Source organism: Paenibacillus sp. PK4536, from assembly GCF_028594455.2.
Taxonomy (GTDB): Bacteria; Bacillota; Bacilli; order Paenibacillales; family Paenibacillaceae; genus Saccharibacillus; species Saccharibacillus nuruki.
The window spans coordinates 1,908,048-1,924,900 of sequence record NZ_CP126313.1; the positions used below are offsets into that span (position 1 = coordinate 1,908,048).

Consider the following 16,853-nt stretch of genomic DNA (forward strand, 5'->3'; position numbering starts at 1 on the left):
GAAACCTAACTGGATTCATCTCCAGTTACTCACACCTGAATACATAGGGTGTGCAGAGGCAGACGAGGGGAACTGAAACATCTAAGTACCCTCAGGAAAAGAAAACAAGAGTGATTCCGTCAGTAGCGGCGAGCGAACGCGGAACAGCCCAAACCAAGAAGCTTGCTTCTTGGGGTTGTGGGACGTCTCTTTGGAGTTACAAAGGAATGAGGTAGGCGAAGAGGTCTGGAAAGGCCCGCAAGACAAGGTGAAAGCCCTGTAGCTTAAATCTCATTCTCTCCGAGACGGATCCCGAGTAGTGCGGGGCACGTGAAACCCCGTATGAATCTGCCAGGACCATCTGGTAAGGCTAAATACTCCCTAGCGACCGATAGTGAAGCAGTACCGTGAGGGAAAGGTGAAAAGGACCCCGGAAGGGGAGTGAAATAGAACCTGAAACCGTGTGCTTACAAAAAGTCAGAGCCCTATGAATGGGTGATGGCGTGCCTTTTGTAGAATGAACCGGCGAGTTACGTTCCCGTGCAAGGTTAAGGTGAAAAGCCGGAGCCGCAGCGAAAGCGAGTCTGAATAGGGCGACTGAGTACGTGGACGTAGACCCGAAACCAGGTGATCTACCCCTGTCCAGGGTGAAGGTACGGTAACACGTACTGGAGGCCCGAACCCACGCACGTTGAAAAGTGCGGGGATGAGGTGGGGGTAGCGGAGAAATTCCAATCGAACCTGGAGATAGCTGGTTCTCCCCGAAATAGCTTTAGGGCTAGCCTCGGAAGTTGAGTCGTGGAGGTAGAGCACTGATTGGATGCGGGGCCCGCAAGGGTTACCAAGTTCAGTCAAACTCCGAATGCCACAGACTTTATTCCGGGAGTCAGACAGTGAGTGCTAAGATCCATTGTCGAAAGGGAAACAGCCCAGACCATCAGCTAAGGTCCCCAAGTGTGTGTTAAGTGGGAAAGGATGTGAAGTTGCACAGACAACCAGGATGTTGGCTTAGAAGCAGCCACCATTGAAAGAGTGCGTAATAGCTCACTGGTCGAGTGACTTTGCGCCGAAAATGTAACGGGGCTAAACACACCACCGAAGCTATGGCTTGATACTTTGTATCAGGGGTAGGGGAGCGTTGAATGAAGATTGAAGGTGTACCGCAAGGAGCGCTGGACCTCATTCAAGTGAGAATGCCGGTATGAGTAACGAAAAGATCAGTGAGAATCTGATCCGCCGAAAACCCAAGGATTCCTGAGGAAGGCTCGTCCTCTCAGGGTAAGTCGGGACCTAAGGCGAGGCCGAAAGGCGTAGTCGACGGACAACAGGTTGAAATTCCTGTACCACCGAAAGCCGTTATGAGCAATGGGATGACGCAGGAGGATAGTGACGCGGACTGATGGATGTCCGTTCAAGCAGTGAGGCTGATATGTAGGCAAATCCGCATATCACAAGGCCAGGCTGTGATGAGGAGCGAAAATTGTAGTAGCGAAGGTCATGATTTCACACTGCCAAGAAAAGTCTCTAGCCAGGAAGCAGGTGCCCGTACCGTAAACCGACACAGGTGGGTGAGAAGAGAATTCTAAGGCGCGCGGAAGAACTCTCGTTAAGGAACTCGGCAAAATGACCCCGTAACTTCGGGAGAAGGGGTGCCCCGGTAGTGTGAATAGCACGAGGGGGCCGCAGTGAAAAGGCCCAAGCGACTGTTTAGCAAAAACACAGGTCTGTGCGAAGCCGCAAGGCGAAGTATACGGGCTGACGCCTGCCCGGTGCTGGAAGGTTAAGGGGAGTGGTTAGCGCAAGCGAAGCTATGAACCGAAGCCCCAGTAAACGGCGGCCGTAACTATAACGGTCCTAAGGTAGCGAAATTCCTTGTCAGGTAAATTCTGACCCGCACGAATGGCGTAACGATTTGGGCGCTGTCTCAACGAGAGATCCGGTGAAATTTTAATACCTGTGAAGATGCAGGTTACCCGCGACAAGACGGAAAGACCCCATGGAGCTTTACTGCAACTTGATATTGAACTGGGGTGCGATTTGTACAGGATAGGTGGGAGCCGTAGAAACCGGAGCGCAAGCTTCGGTTGAGGCGCCGTTGGGATACCACCCTGATCGCATTTGAGTTCTAACCTCGTACCGTGATCCGGTACAGGGACCGTGTCAGGTGGGCAGTTTGACTGGGGCGGTCGCCTCCTAAAGTGTAACGGAGGCGCCCTAAGGTTCCCTCAGAATGGTTGGAAATCATTCGAAGAGTGTAAAGGCATAAGGGAGCTTGACTGCGAGACAGACACGTCGAGCAGGGACGAAAGTCGGGCTTAGTGATCCGGTGGTACCGCATGGAAGGGCCATCGCTCAACGGATAAAAGCTACCCTGGGGATAACAGGCTTATCTCCCCCAAGAGTCCACATCGACGGGGAGGTTTGGCACCTCGATGTCGGCTCATCGCATCCTGGGGCTGAAGTAGGTCCCAAGGGTTGGGCTGTTCGCCCATTAAAGCGGTACGCGAGCTGGGTTCAGAACGTCGTGAGACAGTTCGGTCCCTATCTGTCGTGGGCGTAGGAAATTTGAGAGGAGCTGTCCTTAGTACGAGAGGACCGGGATGGACGCACCGCTGGTGTACCAGTTGTTCCGCCAGGAGCATCGCTGGGTAGCTACGTGCGGAAGGGATAAGCGCTGAAAGCATCTAAGCGTGAAGCCCCCCTCAAGATGAGATTTCCCAGTATGTAAGACCCCTTGTAGACGACGAGGTTGATAGGTTGGGGGTGGAAGTGCCGCAAGGCATGGAGCTGACCAATACTAATCGGTCGAGGGCTTATCCAAAATCTACAAATGCGATGTTTCAGTTTTCGGATTCAGTTTTCAGGGAGCAACACGAGCCTGACTGTTTGGTAATGATGGCGGAGGGGTTCCACACGTACCCATCCCGAACACGACCGTTAAGCCCTCCAGCGCCGATGGTACTTGGACCGCAGGGTCCTGGGAGAGTAGGACGTTGCCAAGCAGAATAGTTTTATCCCTTCGGGGTTTTTTTTTCGCCGAAAGGTTAAGATTGATTTTAGTAGGTTTGAGCGTCTAAGCTGACGCTGTTACTTTTTTAGCGGCCCGTTGGTCAAGTGGTTAAGACACCTCCCTTTCACGGAGGTAACAGGGGTTCGAGTCCCCTACGGGTCATTAACATATACACTATGCCGGTGTAGCTCAGTTGGTAGAGCAACTGACTTGTAATCAGTAGGTCGGGGGTTCAAATCCTCTCGCCGGCACCATTTATTTTTAATATTGATTTGATTGCTATGGCGGTCGTGGCGAAGGGGTTAACGCACCGGACTGTGACTCCGGCATTCGTGGGTTCAAGTCCCATCGGTCGCCCTTTATTATCTTAATAAAGAATTAGCTTGATATTAGTATTAAAATGTTGTAAAATGTAATATGTATGTTAAATCTATATTGTTACTGCCTAATTGTTATGAGTCATTAGCTCAGTCGGTAGAGCACCTGACTTTTAATCAGGGTGTCGAAGGTTCGAGCCCTTCATGACTCACCATTTTATTACATGCGCGTGTGGCGGAATTGGCAGACGCACTAGACTTAGGATCTAGCGTCTCACGACGTGGGGGTTCAAGTCCCTCCACGCGCATAGGTTTTGCGGACGTGGCTCAGCGGTAGAGCATCGCCTTGCCAAGGCGAGGGTCGTGGGTTCGATTCCCATCGTCCGCTCCAATCTTTATTCAGTGTAGAGCGTATATATTATATACGTTTTTATTCTACGCTTTAATTCATATAACAACTATACTGGTGTATAGTTAGCATGTGTGAGATTTGATTAACATGGTTATTCAGGTGTTAAAATGTCCCTGTTTCAACCATATCCTCTTAATCCGCGGGTGTAGTTCAATGGTAGAACTTCAGCCTTCCAAGCTGATAGCGTGGGTTCGATTCCCATCACCCGCTTTATAAAAAAGGATGTCTGCAATATGCAGACATCCTTTTTAGTTTTTCTAATAGAATATTTATTTATAGTATTGTATGTTTTGAAGACTTCCATCAACATACTTAGAAGAATGAAGAATGAAGAATGAAGAATGAAGAATGAAGAATGAAGAATGAAGAATGAAGAATGAAGAATGAAGAATGAAGAATGAAGAATGAAGAATGAAATATAAAATATAAAATCATAGTAGTGTTTACAATAGCAATAAACGATTTAAAGAATTATTGCTATTGTGAAAAAGTGATTGTAGAAAAAATAAAAAGAAACAGCAGAGAAAATTAATTCTTTCTTTGCTGTTTCTTTTTATTAAGGTACATTTTATTTTACATACATAGTTTCTTTGATACATATGTAAAATAGAGAAGAATTATTTTAAGTTCCAGCGTAGAATCATACCCATTTGAGTGAGACCAGCGCCAAAGCCATACAGTAATACAGTATCTCCGTTTTTTAATTTTTGGTTGTCTCTGCCTAATTGTAGAGCTAATGGAATAGAAGCTGAAGATGTATTACCGTACCATTCAGCACTGGTTAACGTGTTTTCCAAAGCAAATCCAGTTTTTTCACAAATAGAATCAATCATTTTAAGATTAGCACTATGAGGAACAAACCAGTTAATATCGGTCAGTGATAGATTGGTCTGATCTAAAAGATGTTGAATTCCTTTCGGTACAGTACGTACTGCCCATTTGTAAACTTCACGGCCATTTTGTACGATTTTGCCATTGCCCAGCATAGGTTGGTTATTGATCTGATCTGCTATTCCTGTACGGTATACGTGCTCGCCCCCAGATCCATCGCTATCCATAAAAGTTCCTAAAAAGCTAGGTTGTTCTGGATCGTATTCGACTAAGGCTGCACCTGCACCATCGCCAAACAAAATGCAAGTGCTACGATCTGTATAATCTGTTATTTTGCTCATTGTTTCACTAGCAATAACTAAGATTTTGCGATGAAGACCGGAAGTGATAAAGCTATTTGCTACATGAAGCGCATACACAAAACCTGCACAAGTAGCATTGAGATCAAGAGCACCAGCACGTTTAATTTTAAAATAAGACTGAATTTGAGTAGCTGTACTTGGGAATACATAATCTGAAGTTGTCGTAGCTACAATAATAAGTTCTACATCTTCTAAAGTACCCGGGTATGTTTTTTGAAGATTTTTGACAGCTTCGATGCCTAATGTAGATGTAAATTGTTGATCATTAGCGATACGGCGTTCTCTTATGCCTGTACGTTGAACAATCCATTCGTCTGATGTATCGACTAGCTTTTCAAGATCGTTATTAGTTAAGCGTTTTTCGGGGACATAAGTTCCTAATGCTGTAAGACGAGCTGTTGAATGATTGATAAAAGTCACCTCTGATATGATTTAAGTTATAGGTTTGCAATAGTTCGGTGTTTACGGATTAATCGATTAATTTTGAAAAGATTTGGTTGATAATATTCATGTGTTATGGCGTGATAGAATGTTAAAAATAGCATTTGTTATTGAAAACTAAAATGAGATCTAAAAGAACTCAATTCTATTGAGTTTTTGCTGGTAATAATACTTGTGAAAAGAAAAGCGATGATTAAGGATACGTGTAATACGATGTTGTAGTGAATTGAAGAGAATAGTAAGCGATCCATTCTTACATTTTAAAATTAATACTTGATACTAATACCAGGTACTAATTAATTTTAAATATAACGTATTTGAAGGATAATGTAAATCGCTTATTGGTTTTGGTGGAATTGTAGATGTTATAATGTAGGCATATGAAGTTATCATACCATATAGAATCATATTGTTCGAAATAAGCGATAAGTATATTTTAAATCATAGACTTTTATTTTTTAATTTAGGTTGTTTTAAAAGTAATATAAGAGTTGGTATGCGTAGTGATGCTTCTTGGTAGGGTGTTTATTTGATGACTTTTGCTGTGATTGAGTGGTAGCGTATTTTGATGTTTAGTATTATTTTGTTATGCTAAAGGTTGTTGTGTTAGAGGATGTCATTATATTTTGCAATAAAGTAGTCATTATATAGCAAGTCATTATATGTTGGTATTATTCAGTGTACTTGAATAGATGGCTTTATCGTCCAAGTGCATATAAAGAGATACAATGCCGAGAGTAATAGCTTTTCAGTATTAAAGGATCTTATCATTTTCAGTGAGGTGACTATAGGAATGGATATTAGACAATTAACTCTAGAAGATTTTGATGCACGAGCAGAGTTAGGAATGTATGCTTTTCAATATCGTAAATCTACAGAAGAACTGGAAAAAGAAAAACAAGATTTTAAACCAGAACGAACATGGGGTCTTTTTGAAGAAGAGCAATTGAGTGCTCAACTGACACTGTTACCATTGCAGACGTACATACACGGGCAAGTTTTTGAAATGGGTGGAATTGCAGGAGTTGCTACCTGGCCTGAGAAAAGAAGACAGGGTCTAGTGGCGAAGTTGTTGGAGCATACGTTGCAACAGATGAATGAAGCAGGGCAATCGATATCCTTTTTACATCCATTCCATTTCCCATTTTATCGCAAATTCGGTTGGGAAACGTATATTGAATATCGCAAGTATACGATTCCAACGAACAAATTACCTGCTAAAGTTCATGTCGAAGGTACGATCAAGCGTGGTATTCGTGATTTGGAGCTTTTGAATGCGATCTATGAGAAGTATGCGGCTCATTATAACGGAACTTTAGTTCGAGACACAGAACGTTGGGAACGCAAGTTGCCATCAGGAGACGAACTATTTACAGCAGTGTATTATAATCCTAAAGATCAGGCTTGTGGTTACGTCATTTATGAGATCGCAGATCAGAAAATGAATATTAAAGAATTAGTGTATCTGGATGAACGTTCACGTCAAGCATTATGGACTTATATTGCTAATCATGATTCGATGGTGACTGAAGTGAATTTGCAAGCGCCTATTAATGATGCTTTACCGTATTTATTGAATGATCCACGAATAGAGCAACAAGTTGTTCCTTATTTTATGGCGAGAATCGTTAATGTTAAGCATTTTCTTGAGCAATATCCATTTACAGTAGGGAAGGTAGAGTCGTTATCTATTCGTGTTAATGATTCAGTAGCCGAATGGAATAATGGTATCTGGGATGTGCTTATCAATGATGAAGGTAAAGCCAAAGTAAGTCGACGTGAAGCTTTACCAGAAGGGCTACAACAGGATCTATGGGAGTATAGTGATATTGATACAGATATTCAGGCATTAACGGTGGCGCTTATAGGATATAAACGTCCATTAGAATTATGCAGTTGGGGCAAATGGACAGGGAAGTTAGAAGCTGTGTATATTTTGGAATCACGCATTCCTGTAGCGACTACACATTTGATGGACTTTTTCTAAACAAGTGTGAATGAGTGATGTATTAGTGATGTAAAGATAGAATAGGTTTTAGAATGAAAGCTTTAACTGGTGGAAGTTCTTATAGAGTGTGGAAAGATATTCATATTAATAGGGTAAAAGAATAATAGAACTGAAATCGTAAATATTAAATAGTACAATCTTTAAAATGATAATGAAGTAAAAAAGCTTATCCTCTATTGAAGTGCATTATACACTTTGTAGAAGATAAGCTTTTTTAATATAGTGGTGCTTTTTTACTATCCAAGTATACTTTTGATGACTGAATGACTGAATGACTGAATGACTGAATGACTGAATGACTGAATGACTGAATGACTGAATGACTGAATGACTGAATGACTGAATGACTGAATGACTGAATGACTGAATGACTGAATGACTGAATGACTGAATGACTGAATGACTGAATGACTGAATGACTGAATGACTGAATGACTGAATGACTGAATGACTGAATGACTGAGATAGAATATTTATATGGTATTGGGTATAGAAAAGATTTAAAAAAGGTATTTAAGGTGTTAACGTAGGTGCTTGACGATGATGAGTACCTTGTTCGTAGCTGTATGCTAATTTGATCAATGTACTTTCATCAAAAGGACGACCTAAAAACTCAATGCCAACAGGTAATTTGTTATTCACAAATCCAGCAGGCACGGTAATCGCTGGAAAGCCTGAGAAAGGGCTTAAACGGTTATTATCACCTGATATCTGTTCTTCACCAATCGTAGCTGCTGGCTGTGTTGTCGTCGGGTAGACAATAGCATCTAGATCATAATCTGCCATTACTTTTAAAAGAGATTCGCGTGTGACTTTGGTACGATTGAGTACAATATCTTTATATTCTGGTGTATCGAGTGTGGTTACAGCATCACGTTTTTTCATGGATTCTGCTTGTTTGGGATCAAACTGATTAGAGGCTAAAATATCATTCAGATTATGATAAGGTGCATCTTCTCCTAAGCTATTCAAGTAATCATTGATTTGAAATTTGAACTCATAGCCACTTAAGCTAGGATATTTCATAATCTGTGGAAGGTTAGGAATTTGAATCGGAACGGCTGTTGCGCCAAGCCTCTGAATATCATCTACAGCGGTATAGACTACTTGAGTAACTGATTTCTCGGTAGCGGTAGTATTGTTGAACAATTCAGTAGCGATTCCGATCCGAGCCCCTTTTAGACCATCCACTTGTAAATAGTCCGTATAGTTATCAGGAATATGTCCAACACTATAAGCGGTAGCCATATCATCTGGATCATAACCAGCAGTGGTCTGCAATAATATTGCTGCATCTTCGACTGTGCGTGCAATCGGCCCACCTACATCTTGCGTGAGAGCGAGTGGAATAATACCATCACGACTACTCAAGCCAACTGTAGGACGAATACCGACTAGACTGTTAAAAGCAGATGGTATCCGAATCGAACCACCGGTATCTGTGCCTAACCCGGCTGCTGCAAAGTTGGCAGCAATTGCGGCTCCTGTTCCACCGCTTGAGCCACCTGGATAATGATCAAGTGCATACGGATTAAGCGTCTGTCCTCCAAGAGAGCTAGAAGTGGTAATCCCGAATGCAAATTCATGTAGATTCGACTTAGCTAAAATAATAGCACCTGCTGCTTTGAGCATAGCGATCTGATCGGCATCTTGATCAGGAATAGAGTTCTGCAAGCAGACACAACCGGCTGTGGTCGGCATATCAGCAGTATCAAAGTTATCTTTGACAATAATCGGGATACCATGCAAAGGTCCACGAACGCCTGTGGTTGCACGTTCTTTGTCTAATTGGGCTGCAATCTCAAGAGCTTTGGGATTAAGGGTGAGAATAGAATTAAGCTTAATACCTTGATGATCATATTTAGCGATACGATCTAAGTATTGTTGAACAAGCTGAACAGAAGTGAGACGACCTTCTTTCATAGCTGTTTGCATATCTGCAATCGTTGCTTCTGTAATCACAAAAGGTTCATTTGTACCGGGAGCACCAGCTGCTTGAACAGAAGAAGTAACACCGTATGTACTGAATGGAGCAACAACTAACATCATAACTGTTAACCACATGACAATCATTTTACGATATGCTCTGATAGGTTGGATCTTAGACAAATAACTTCACTCCTTTAGAAAATAGACTCAATTATTGTCGATACATGTAATTAATTATGTATTTTAGTGTTAATAAAGATTACATGTCAATATAAATTATATTATCTGCATACATTTTAATAAAATAATGAAATAAAATGATACATATTTAACTGTTTTTTAGTTTGTGAGCAGTTACATTAAAATAGAACTATAAAAAGAATATTTGTAAAAAAGAAACTTTATATTAAAGCTAAAAGTTTGATAGAATGAAATGGTAATGGTTAAAATGGAATTATAATCCAGCATGGGAAAGAGGAACTGAAATGGACAATAAGTCGGTATATCATTTGGTTATTGTAGGATATGGCGGTATGGGAAGTTATCATGGGCAACTTATTGAGAAAGTACCTTCTCTCCAAGTCACAGGTGTGTATGATATTGTGGATTACCGTATGGAGCTTGCTGGACAACACGGTTATCAAACGTACGATACAATGGAAGCGGTTTTATCAGATGAAACTGTAGATATTGTGCTGATCGCGACTCCGAATGATGTACATAAAGAATTATCGATTCAAGCTTTGCGAGCAGGCAAACATGTGATTTGTGAAAAGCCAGTCACGATCAATAGCGCAGATTTGTTAGACATTGTAAAAGTGGCAGAAGAAACAGGTCAGGTCTTTACAGTGCATCAAAATCGCCGTTGGGATGAAGATTTCTTAATTATTCGTGAGATGTTTGAGAAACGTACTGTAGGAGAAGTTTTCCATGTAGAATCACGTGTACAAGGAGCAAATGGTATCCCGGGTGATTGGAGACAGCTCAAAGCTTATGGTGGCGGTATGTTGTTGGATTGGGGAGTTCATTTGTTGGATCAGTTGTTGTTGCTCACAGATAGTAAGATTGAGAGTGTGCATGCTCAATTGAGTACGGTGTTGGATACAGAAGTTGATGATGGATTTACCACATCGATTCGGTTCAAAGATGGGTTAACGGCTGTAGTTGAAGTGGGTACGACCAATTATGTTAAATTGCCACGCTGGTATGTGAAAGGTACAGAAGGAACTGCAATTATTCAAGATTGGGATCTAAGCGGAGAGATTGTCACCCGTAATACAGAAGTAGAGAAAGTAGAACCCAAACCGATTCAAGCAGGTCGTGGATTAACAAAAACGATGGCTCCACCTTCTGAAGAATCTACCATTCGCCAACCGATTCAAACGATCGAACATCCGCCTGAAGAGTTTTATATCAACTTTTTATCGGTGATCGAAGGGTCAGCCAAATCAGCTGTACCGAATGAAGAAGTGCATCGAGTATTGGTATTGATCGAAACGATTTTTGAAGCAGCTGAAAAAGATACTGTTATTCATAAAGAATTTTAATAATATATTAAAATCAATCCTATACAGCAAGAGCTGGTATTCTATAGAACGATATAGATATCAGCTTTTTTGCTATGATTTAGAGTGTATATTAGATCAGTTGAAGAAGAGCAGAACTGATGATTTGAAAAGTGTTACAATATGTAGATGTGCATCAATACTTATCGTAAAAGAAATAATATGAATACCAAATAGGATATACACACATATAAAGGAACGTGAAAGGATGGAACACGATGAAACAAGTGGTACTGGCTGAAAAGCCTTCTGTTGCAAGAGAAATCGCACGTGTGATGGGAAGTCATCAAAAGCATAAAGGATATATGGAAGGCCCTCAATATATAGTCACATGGGCATTAGGTCATCTGGTAGGTCTAGCAGAGCCCGAGGATTATGATACTCGTTATCAGAAATGGAATTTGGAAGATTTGCCGATTTTACCAGAGAAAATGACGTTAAAAGTACTGCGTGAAAGCAGTCATCAGTATAAAATCGTTCAACATCTGTTAAACCGTAATGATGTACAAGGGTTGATTGTGGCTACAGATGCTGCGCGTGAAGGGGAATTGTTAGCACGCTGGATTATTCAGATGGCGAAGTGGAAAAAGCCATTTCAACGATTATGGATATCTTCACAGACGGATAAAGCGATTCGTGAAGGATTCAACAAGTTACGTCCGGGAAAAGAGTTCGATCGGTTATATGAATCTGCACGTTGCCGGGCAGAAGCAGATTGGATGGTTGGACTGAATATTACACGTGCACTTACTTGTAAATTTGATGCTCAATTATCAGCAGGACGTGTGCAGACCCCTTCACTTGGAATGATGATGAAACGTGAAAATGAAATTAAAGATTTTCGCTCACAAGATTATCATACTTTGCATATTGATCTAGGGGATCTGCAAGCCGAATGGAGACATGGTCAAGGAGATGGACGTATTTTTGAATCGCAACAAGTACAGCAGTTGGAACAGGCTTTGGCAGGTAAGCAAGCGAAGATTGTATCGGTGAAAAAGAATGAGCGCCAAGAACCTCATCCACTGGCTTATGATCTGACCGAGTTACAGCGTGATGCAAATAAAAAATACGGATTTTCTGCTAAGCATACGTCTAATGTATTGCAAAAGTTGTATGAGCAACACAAAATCGTTACGTATCCGCGTACCGATTCACGTTATTTGTCCTCTGATATGACAGATACTTTCAAAGAACGTTTATCCAGTGTAGCTGTAGGTCCGTATGCGCCACTGGCACGTCCTTTGTTACGTAATGCTCTTAAGATTGATAAACGAATTGTAGATGACAGCAAAATTAGTGATCATCATGCCATTATTCCTACAGAGGAAATAGTTTCTTTGAATGCACTGACTAGCGATGAACGGAAGCTGTATGATCTGATTGCACGTCGATTCATCAGTTTATTTTATCCACCTGCTACTTATGATACGGTTCAAGTGATCATCGAAGCGGCAGGAGAACAGTTCCATGCTAAAGGAGTAACAATTAAAGATTCCGGTTGGCGTACGGTATACGGTGAGCAGTGGGGTGAAGAAGATGAGGATGAAGATGCTACTCAAGATTCTCAGCGTTCATCTGATCGTCAAAGCACACAAAAGTTGCCAGAACTCCAACAAGGTGAGTCGAAAATGATTGCTCGTTGCGTGGTCAAAGCAGGTCGTACAATGCCTCCTAAACGGTACACTGAAGCGGCTTTATTATCTCAGATGGAAAAACACAGTCTGGGTACTCCTGCTACACGAGCAGACATTATTGAAAAATTAGTGTCGTCAGATACGATTGAACGTAAAGGAAATCATTTGCACCCTACTGGTAAAGGAGCACAATTAATTGAACTGGTGTCTCCTGAACTACGTACACCTGAATTAACAGCCCGTTGGGAACAACAATTAGAAAAAATTGCCCGTGGTCAAGGTCAACCTGAGCCGTTTTTACAAGAGATTCGTCAAATGGCACAGTCTATGGTCGATGGAGTGAAAAAGAGTGATGTGAATTATAAACCTCACAATGTATCTTCAAGTCATTGCCCTGAATGTGGAACACGTATGCTAGAGAAAAAATCGAAGCGAGGCACGTTCTTGATCTGTCCGAGTGAAGATTGTAGCTATCGTCGATCAACCGAAAAGCAATTATCCAATCGTCGTTGTCCGCAATGTCATAAAAAAATGGAAATTAAAGACGGCAAAGCTGGGAAGTATGTGCAGTGTCTGGGTTGTGGTATTACCGAAACGTTGAATAAAGACGGCGGTCGTCCAGTGAATAAACGAGAGCAACAAAAGCTAGTGAAGAAATTTGAGCAAAAAGAATCGTTTGGTTCAAGTCTAGGCGATTTGTTGAAAGCAGCTTTGGAAGATAAAAAGGAATAGAAATGAATCGATACGATTGTTATAAGCTCTTTAGTGATTACATATGCTAAAGAGCTTATTTGCTATGCAGTGAAAATTATTTTATTAAAATAATCGTTGACGAAAATGGTTTTCATAATCTATATTTAAAAGAAAATATTTTCAGGTGGTGCAGACGAATGAAAACTTTTTTCGAGAAGGCCCAACGATTTGGTAAATCTTTTATGCTTCCGATCGCCGTATTACCCGCAGCAGGATTACTGTTAGGTATAGGGGGTGCCCTTTCTAATCCCAATACAGTAAGTACATATCCTGTATTACAGATTAGCTGGTTACAGTATATTTTCAAAGTAATGAGCAGTGCTGGAGATATTACATTCAGTAACTTGGCGTTGATCTTTGCGATTGGTGTAGCTGTTGGACTGGCACGTTCAGACAAAGGAACAGCAGGACTGGCGGCGGCACTTGCCTATCTGGTCATGAATGCTTCGATCAATGCAATGCTGATTAACAGTAACCAGCTTGTGACTGAAAATATGGCGGCAGCCGGTCAAGGTATGATTCTTGGTATTCAATCTCTACAGACAGGTGTACTGGGCGGGATTATTATCGGTCTTGTCACTGCAAGCCTTCATAATCGATATAACAAAATTGAACTCCCTCAATTTTTAGGATTTTTTGGCGGTTCACGTTTTATTCCAATTGCTTCTTCGTTTGCAGCGATATTTGTAGGATTGGCTTTATTTCTAGTATGGCCAACGATTCAATTAGGGATTACAAAGCTAGGTGGGATCGTAGATGCTACAGGATATGTAGGTACATTATTCTATGGATTCTTTTTACGTATGTTAGGCCCTCTCGGACTGCACCATATTTTTTACCTCCCTTTCTGGCAAACCGGACTTGGTGGTACAATGGAAGTATCTGGTAAGATAGTGGAAGGAACCCAGAATATTTTCTTTGCTCAATTAGGTGATCCTTCGACTGAAAAGTATTTCTCAGGCACATCACGCTTTATGTCAGGTCGATTTATTACGATGATGTTTGGATTGTTGGGTGCTGCATTAGCGATCTATCATACTGCACGTCCAGAACGTAAAAAGGTTGTTGGTGGCTTGATGTTATCAGCGGCGTTGACTTCATTTTTAACAGGTATTACAGAGCCATTGGAATTTGCTTTTCTATTTGTTGCTCCATTCTTGTATGTGATTCATGCTGTTTTTGACGGATTTGCTTTTATGCTCGCTCATATATTTCAGATTACGATTGGTCAAACATTCTCAGGTGGGTTGATTGACTTTATTCTGTTTGGGATTTTACAGGGAAATGCCAAAACCAATTGGATCTATGTACCGATGATCGGTGTGGTCTGGTTCGCTCTGTACTATGTGACATTCCGCTTCTTGATCGTCAAATTCAACCTCAAAACACCGGGGCGTGAAGATGAGACTGTCGCTGATGCTAAAGGAAGTGCAGACAGTGGAAGTGGGCAAACAACAACTCTAACCGATGCAGACGCTACAGATGCTGGTGAAGTGGATACATCTCGTCCTGCGGTGATTTTGAATGCATTAGGTGGAAAAGACAATATTAAAGACTTGGATTGTTGTGCGACTCGTCTACGGATATCCGTCTATCATCCGGATCAAGTCTCTCAAGATCGGTTGAAACATTCAGGCGCTAAAGGTGTCCTCATTAATGGTAACGGGGTGCAAGTAATCTATGGCCCACAAGTGAGTGTAATAAAAAATGAGATTGAGGAATATATGGAAACGGAGTGAATATAGTATGGATTTGGATTCATTGGGATTACAGCTGGGGCTAATCGTATCTTGTCAGGCATTGGAACATGAACCTCTGCATAGTTCTTTTATTATGGGGAAAATGGCAGTGGCTGCGCAAGAAGGCGGTGCTGTCGGTATTCGAGCTAATACAGTGCAAGATATCAAAGAAATTAAGCAACAGGTGCCTCTACCTGTGATCGGAATCGTCAAACGTAACTATGGAGATCATCCTGTATTTATTACACCTACGATCACTGAAGTTCATGAATTAGCAGAATCAGGTTGTGAGATTGTCGCATTAGATGCAACGTCACGTCCTCGCCCGGATGGTGTGGCGCTTGCAGATTTGGTCAAACAGATTCGTCTGCTTTATCCTGAATTGTTATTGATGGCAGATGTATCGACTGTCGAAGAAGGAATCATGGCGGAACAGCTAGGATTTGATCTGATATCGGCTACACTGGTAGGATATACCGAGCAGACTTCACATCAGAAAGTGTACGAGAATGATTTTGCTATTCTCAAAGAGATGATTCGCCAGATCAAAACACCTATTGTAGCTGAAGGTAATATTATGACACCAGAGATGGCAGCACGTTGTCTGGAACTTGGTGTGTATAGTGTAGTGGTAGGTGGAGCGATTACGCGTCCGCAACAGATTACAGCACGCTTTATGGAAAAAATGAAAGAAGTTCGTTCGGCATCGATTGTACAAAATAGACTTTGATCCTTATTTTATGTAACAAAAAATGGATAGCAAATCTAAAGAAAGAACCGGAGATGATCGATATCCGGTTCTTTTTCTTATGTTCCCTTTAAGATGGATCTTGTTTGTATAGGGCATGGAGTGTACGTTGACGTGCTGATAGTAGTTCTTCATTTTGCAGTAATAGCATGGAGATCATATCTAGTACATAGATAATCGCTAATTGACTATTGATAAAAGGAATATCGCCCATTCGCTGTAATCCAGGTGTAAACAGACACAAATCGGTCGTTTCTGTAAATGGAGTATGATCAAAATTGGTAATACCGACGATCTGAGCTTGATTAGCTTTGGCGATTCGTAGCGCACTGTTTACTTCAGTAGTATGACCAGAGTTGGACAATCCAATTACCAAATCTTGTTCATCCATTAAAGACGCATTCATCATCATCATATGCGAATCGGTTACAGCATCGATTAAGATGTTCATCCGCATTAAGCGGTACTTAAATTCCAAAGCCGATAATCCTGAGCTTCCTAATCCATACACATAGACACGTCGTGCTTGCTTAATCTGTTGAACAACTTCTTCAATCATTTGTGGCTTGATCATATCCGCAGTCGCCATAATAATCTCGTTATATAAATGCCTTGTCTGTGCAAAGAAATTAAGTTCATCTCGCGGAATATCGACTTCTCGGTTAAGACTAAGCTTGAAATCTATAAAGTTACTAAATCCTGCTTTACGACAAAAGCGAGTAATCGTAGACATTGAAGCTTGCGTACGCTGAGAGAGATCGCGGATATTGATATTATGAATTGAATTCTTATGGAGCATGATGTAGTCAGCAATTTCTTTTTCTTTGGTCGATAATTGTTGATATCGTAATTGAAGTTCATCCAGTACATTGAGAGCCATCTGTAATCCTCCTTAAGCGCTTGGCAACATAAGCGCAACTCAGCTTCGATAAAAAATGATTTTTGCATTAGCAAAATATCTTACATTAAGCGCTTGGCAGTATAAGCGCAACTCAGCTTCGATAAAAAATGATTTTTGCATTAGCAAAATATCTTACATTGCATTTATGTAAGTATCGAACAGTTGATTTCTTTCTATTATAGTATAGTTTGTAGAATGATCTCTATATTATAGGATTGTGC

At 41.3% G+C, this 16,853-nt stretch carries 8 protein-coding genes, 7 tRNA genes and 2 rRNA genes (1 of these 17 only partly in view); 14 read left to right on the forward strand and 3 right to left on the reverse strand.

Annotated features, from left to right (window positions below):
* The 9 genes from PO903_RS08675 to PO903_RS08715 form a co-directional block, all read left to right on the forward strand.
* Positions 1 to 2,800: ribosomal RNA gene (locus PO903_RS08675) — 23S ribosomal RNA — on the forward strand; it begins 123 nt to the left of the window's first position.
* A 64-nt stretch (positions 2,801 to 2,864) separates the two neighbouring features.
* Positions 2,865 to 2,981, forward strand: a 5S ribosomal RNA gene (gene rrf, locus PO903_RS08680).
* A gap of 98 nt (positions 2,982 to 3,079) precedes the next feature.
* Positions 3,080 to 3,151, forward strand: a tRNA-Glu gene (locus tag PO903_RS08685).
* A gap of 16 nt (positions 3,152 to 3,167) precedes the next feature.
* Positions 3,168 to 3,243 (forward strand) — tRNA-Thr (locus PO903_RS08690).
* Between the two features lie 30 nt (positions 3,244 to 3,273).
* Positions 3,274 to 3,346 (forward strand) — tRNA-His (locus PO903_RS08695).
* Between the two features lie 99 nt (positions 3,347 to 3,445).
* Positions 3,446 to 3,521: transfer RNA gene (locus PO903_RS08700), tRNA-Lys, on the forward strand.
* A gap of 11 nt (positions 3,522 to 3,532) precedes the next feature.
* A tRNA-Leu gene (locus PO903_RS08705) sits at positions 3,533 to 3,614 on the forward strand.
* 8 nt (positions 3,615 to 3,622) lie between these two features.
* A tRNA-Gly gene (locus PO903_RS08710) sits at positions 3,623 to 3,697 on the forward strand.
* A gap of 160 nt (positions 3,698 to 3,857) precedes the next feature.
* Positions 3,858 to 3,928, forward strand: a tRNA-Gly gene (locus PO903_RS08715).
* Positions 3,929 to 4,335: 407 nt separating this feature from the next.
* Here PO903_RS08715 and PO903_RS08720 read toward each other — a convergent pair.
* Entirely contained in the window at positions 4,336 to 5,322 is a 987-nt protein-coding gene (locus tag PO903_RS08720) for a ketoacyl-ACP synthase III (RefSeq protein ID WP_137225878.1), read from the reverse strand.
* 823 nt (positions 5,323 to 6,145) lie between these two features.
* Here PO903_RS08720 and PO903_RS08725 point away from each other — a divergent pair.
* Positions 6,146 to 7,339: a GNAT family N-acetyltransferase gene (locus PO903_RS08725; RefSeq protein ID WP_273593159.1), complete on the forward strand. Its 1,194-nt coding sequence runs from the start codon at positions 6,146 to 6,148 to the stop codon at positions 7,337 to 7,339.
* 534 nt (positions 7,340 to 7,873) lie between these two features.
* On the opposite strand, the gene PO903_RS08730 is transcribed toward PO903_RS08725, so the two are convergent.
* Positions 7,874 to 9,409, reverse strand: coding sequence for an amidase family protein (locus PO903_RS08730; protein WP_502921684.1), 1,536 nt, complete (start codon positions 9,407 to 9,409; stop codon positions 7,874 to 7,876).
* A 365-nt stretch (positions 9,410 to 9,774) separates the two neighbouring features.
* Between PO903_RS08730 and PO903_RS08735 the strand changes: the two genes are divergently transcribed.
* The 4 genes from PO903_RS08735 (at position 9,775) to PO903_RS08750 (ending at position 15,713) form a co-directional block, all read left to right on the forward strand.
* Positions 9,775 to 10,836: a Gfo/Idh/MocA family protein gene (locus tag PO903_RS08735; RefSeq protein ID WP_273593161.1), complete on the forward strand. Its 1,062-nt coding sequence runs from the start codon at positions 9,775 to 9,777 to the stop codon at positions 10,834 to 10,836.
* Positions 10,837 to 11,072: 236 nt separating this feature from the next.
* Positions 11,073 to 13,223, forward strand: a complete 2,151-nt coding sequence (locus PO903_RS08740; RefSeq protein WP_273593162.1) for a DNA topoisomerase III — start codon at positions 11,073 to 11,075, stop codon at positions 13,221 to 13,223.
* A 158-nt stretch (positions 13,224 to 13,381) separates the two neighbouring features.
* A complete protein-coding gene (locus PO903_RS08745) occupies positions 13,382 to 14,983 on the forward strand; it encodes a maltose/glucose-specific PTS transporter subunit IIC (protein ID WP_273593163.1) in 1,602 nt (533 codons plus the stop codon).
* 7 nt (positions 14,984 to 14,990) lie between these two features.
* A complete protein-coding gene (locus tag PO903_RS08750; RefSeq protein WP_273593164.1) occupies positions 14,991 to 15,713 on the forward strand; it encodes an N-acetylmannosamine-6-phosphate 2-epimerase in 723 nt (240 codons plus the stop codon).
* A gap of 88 nt (positions 15,714 to 15,801) precedes the next feature.
* Here the strand turns inward: PO903_RS08750 and PO903_RS08755 are convergent, their stop codons facing one another.
* Positions 15,802 to 16,611, reverse strand: coding sequence for a MurR/RpiR family transcriptional regulator (locus PO903_RS08755; protein ID WP_137225839.1), 810 nt, complete (start codon positions 16,609 to 16,611; stop codon positions 15,802 to 15,804).
* Positions 16,612 to 16,853 lie beyond the last annotated feature (242 nt).

Excerpts from the sequence above, each read along its gene's own strand:
- PO903_RS08725 (WP_273593159.1), top strand. The coding sequence starts at position 6,146 with ATGGATATTAGACAATTAACTCTAGAAGATTTTGATGCACGAGCAGAG.
- PO903_RS08730 (WP_502921684.1), bottom strand. The coding sequence starts at position 9,409 with ATGATGTTAGTTGTTGCTCCATTCAGTACATACGGTGTTACTTCTTCT.
- PO903_RS08735 (WP_273593161.1), top strand. The coding sequence starts at position 9,775 with ATGGACAATAAGTCGGTATATCATTTGGTTATTGTAGGATATGGCGGT.
- PO903_RS08740 (WP_273593162.1), top strand. The coding sequence starts at position 11,073 with ATGAAACAAGTGGTACTGGCTGAAAAGCCTTCTGTTGCAAGAGAAATC.
- PO903_RS08745 (WP_273593163.1), top strand. The coding sequence starts at position 13,382 with ATGAAAACTTTTTTCGAGAAGGCCCAACGATTTGGTAAATCTTTTATG.
- PO903_RS08750 (WP_273593164.1), top strand. The coding sequence starts at position 14,991 with ATGGATTTGGATTCATTGGGATTACAGCTGGGGCTAATCGTATCTTGT.
- PO903_RS08755 (WP_137225839.1), bottom strand. The coding sequence starts at position 16,611 with ATGGCTCTCAATGTACTGGATGAACTTCAATTACGATATCAACAATTA.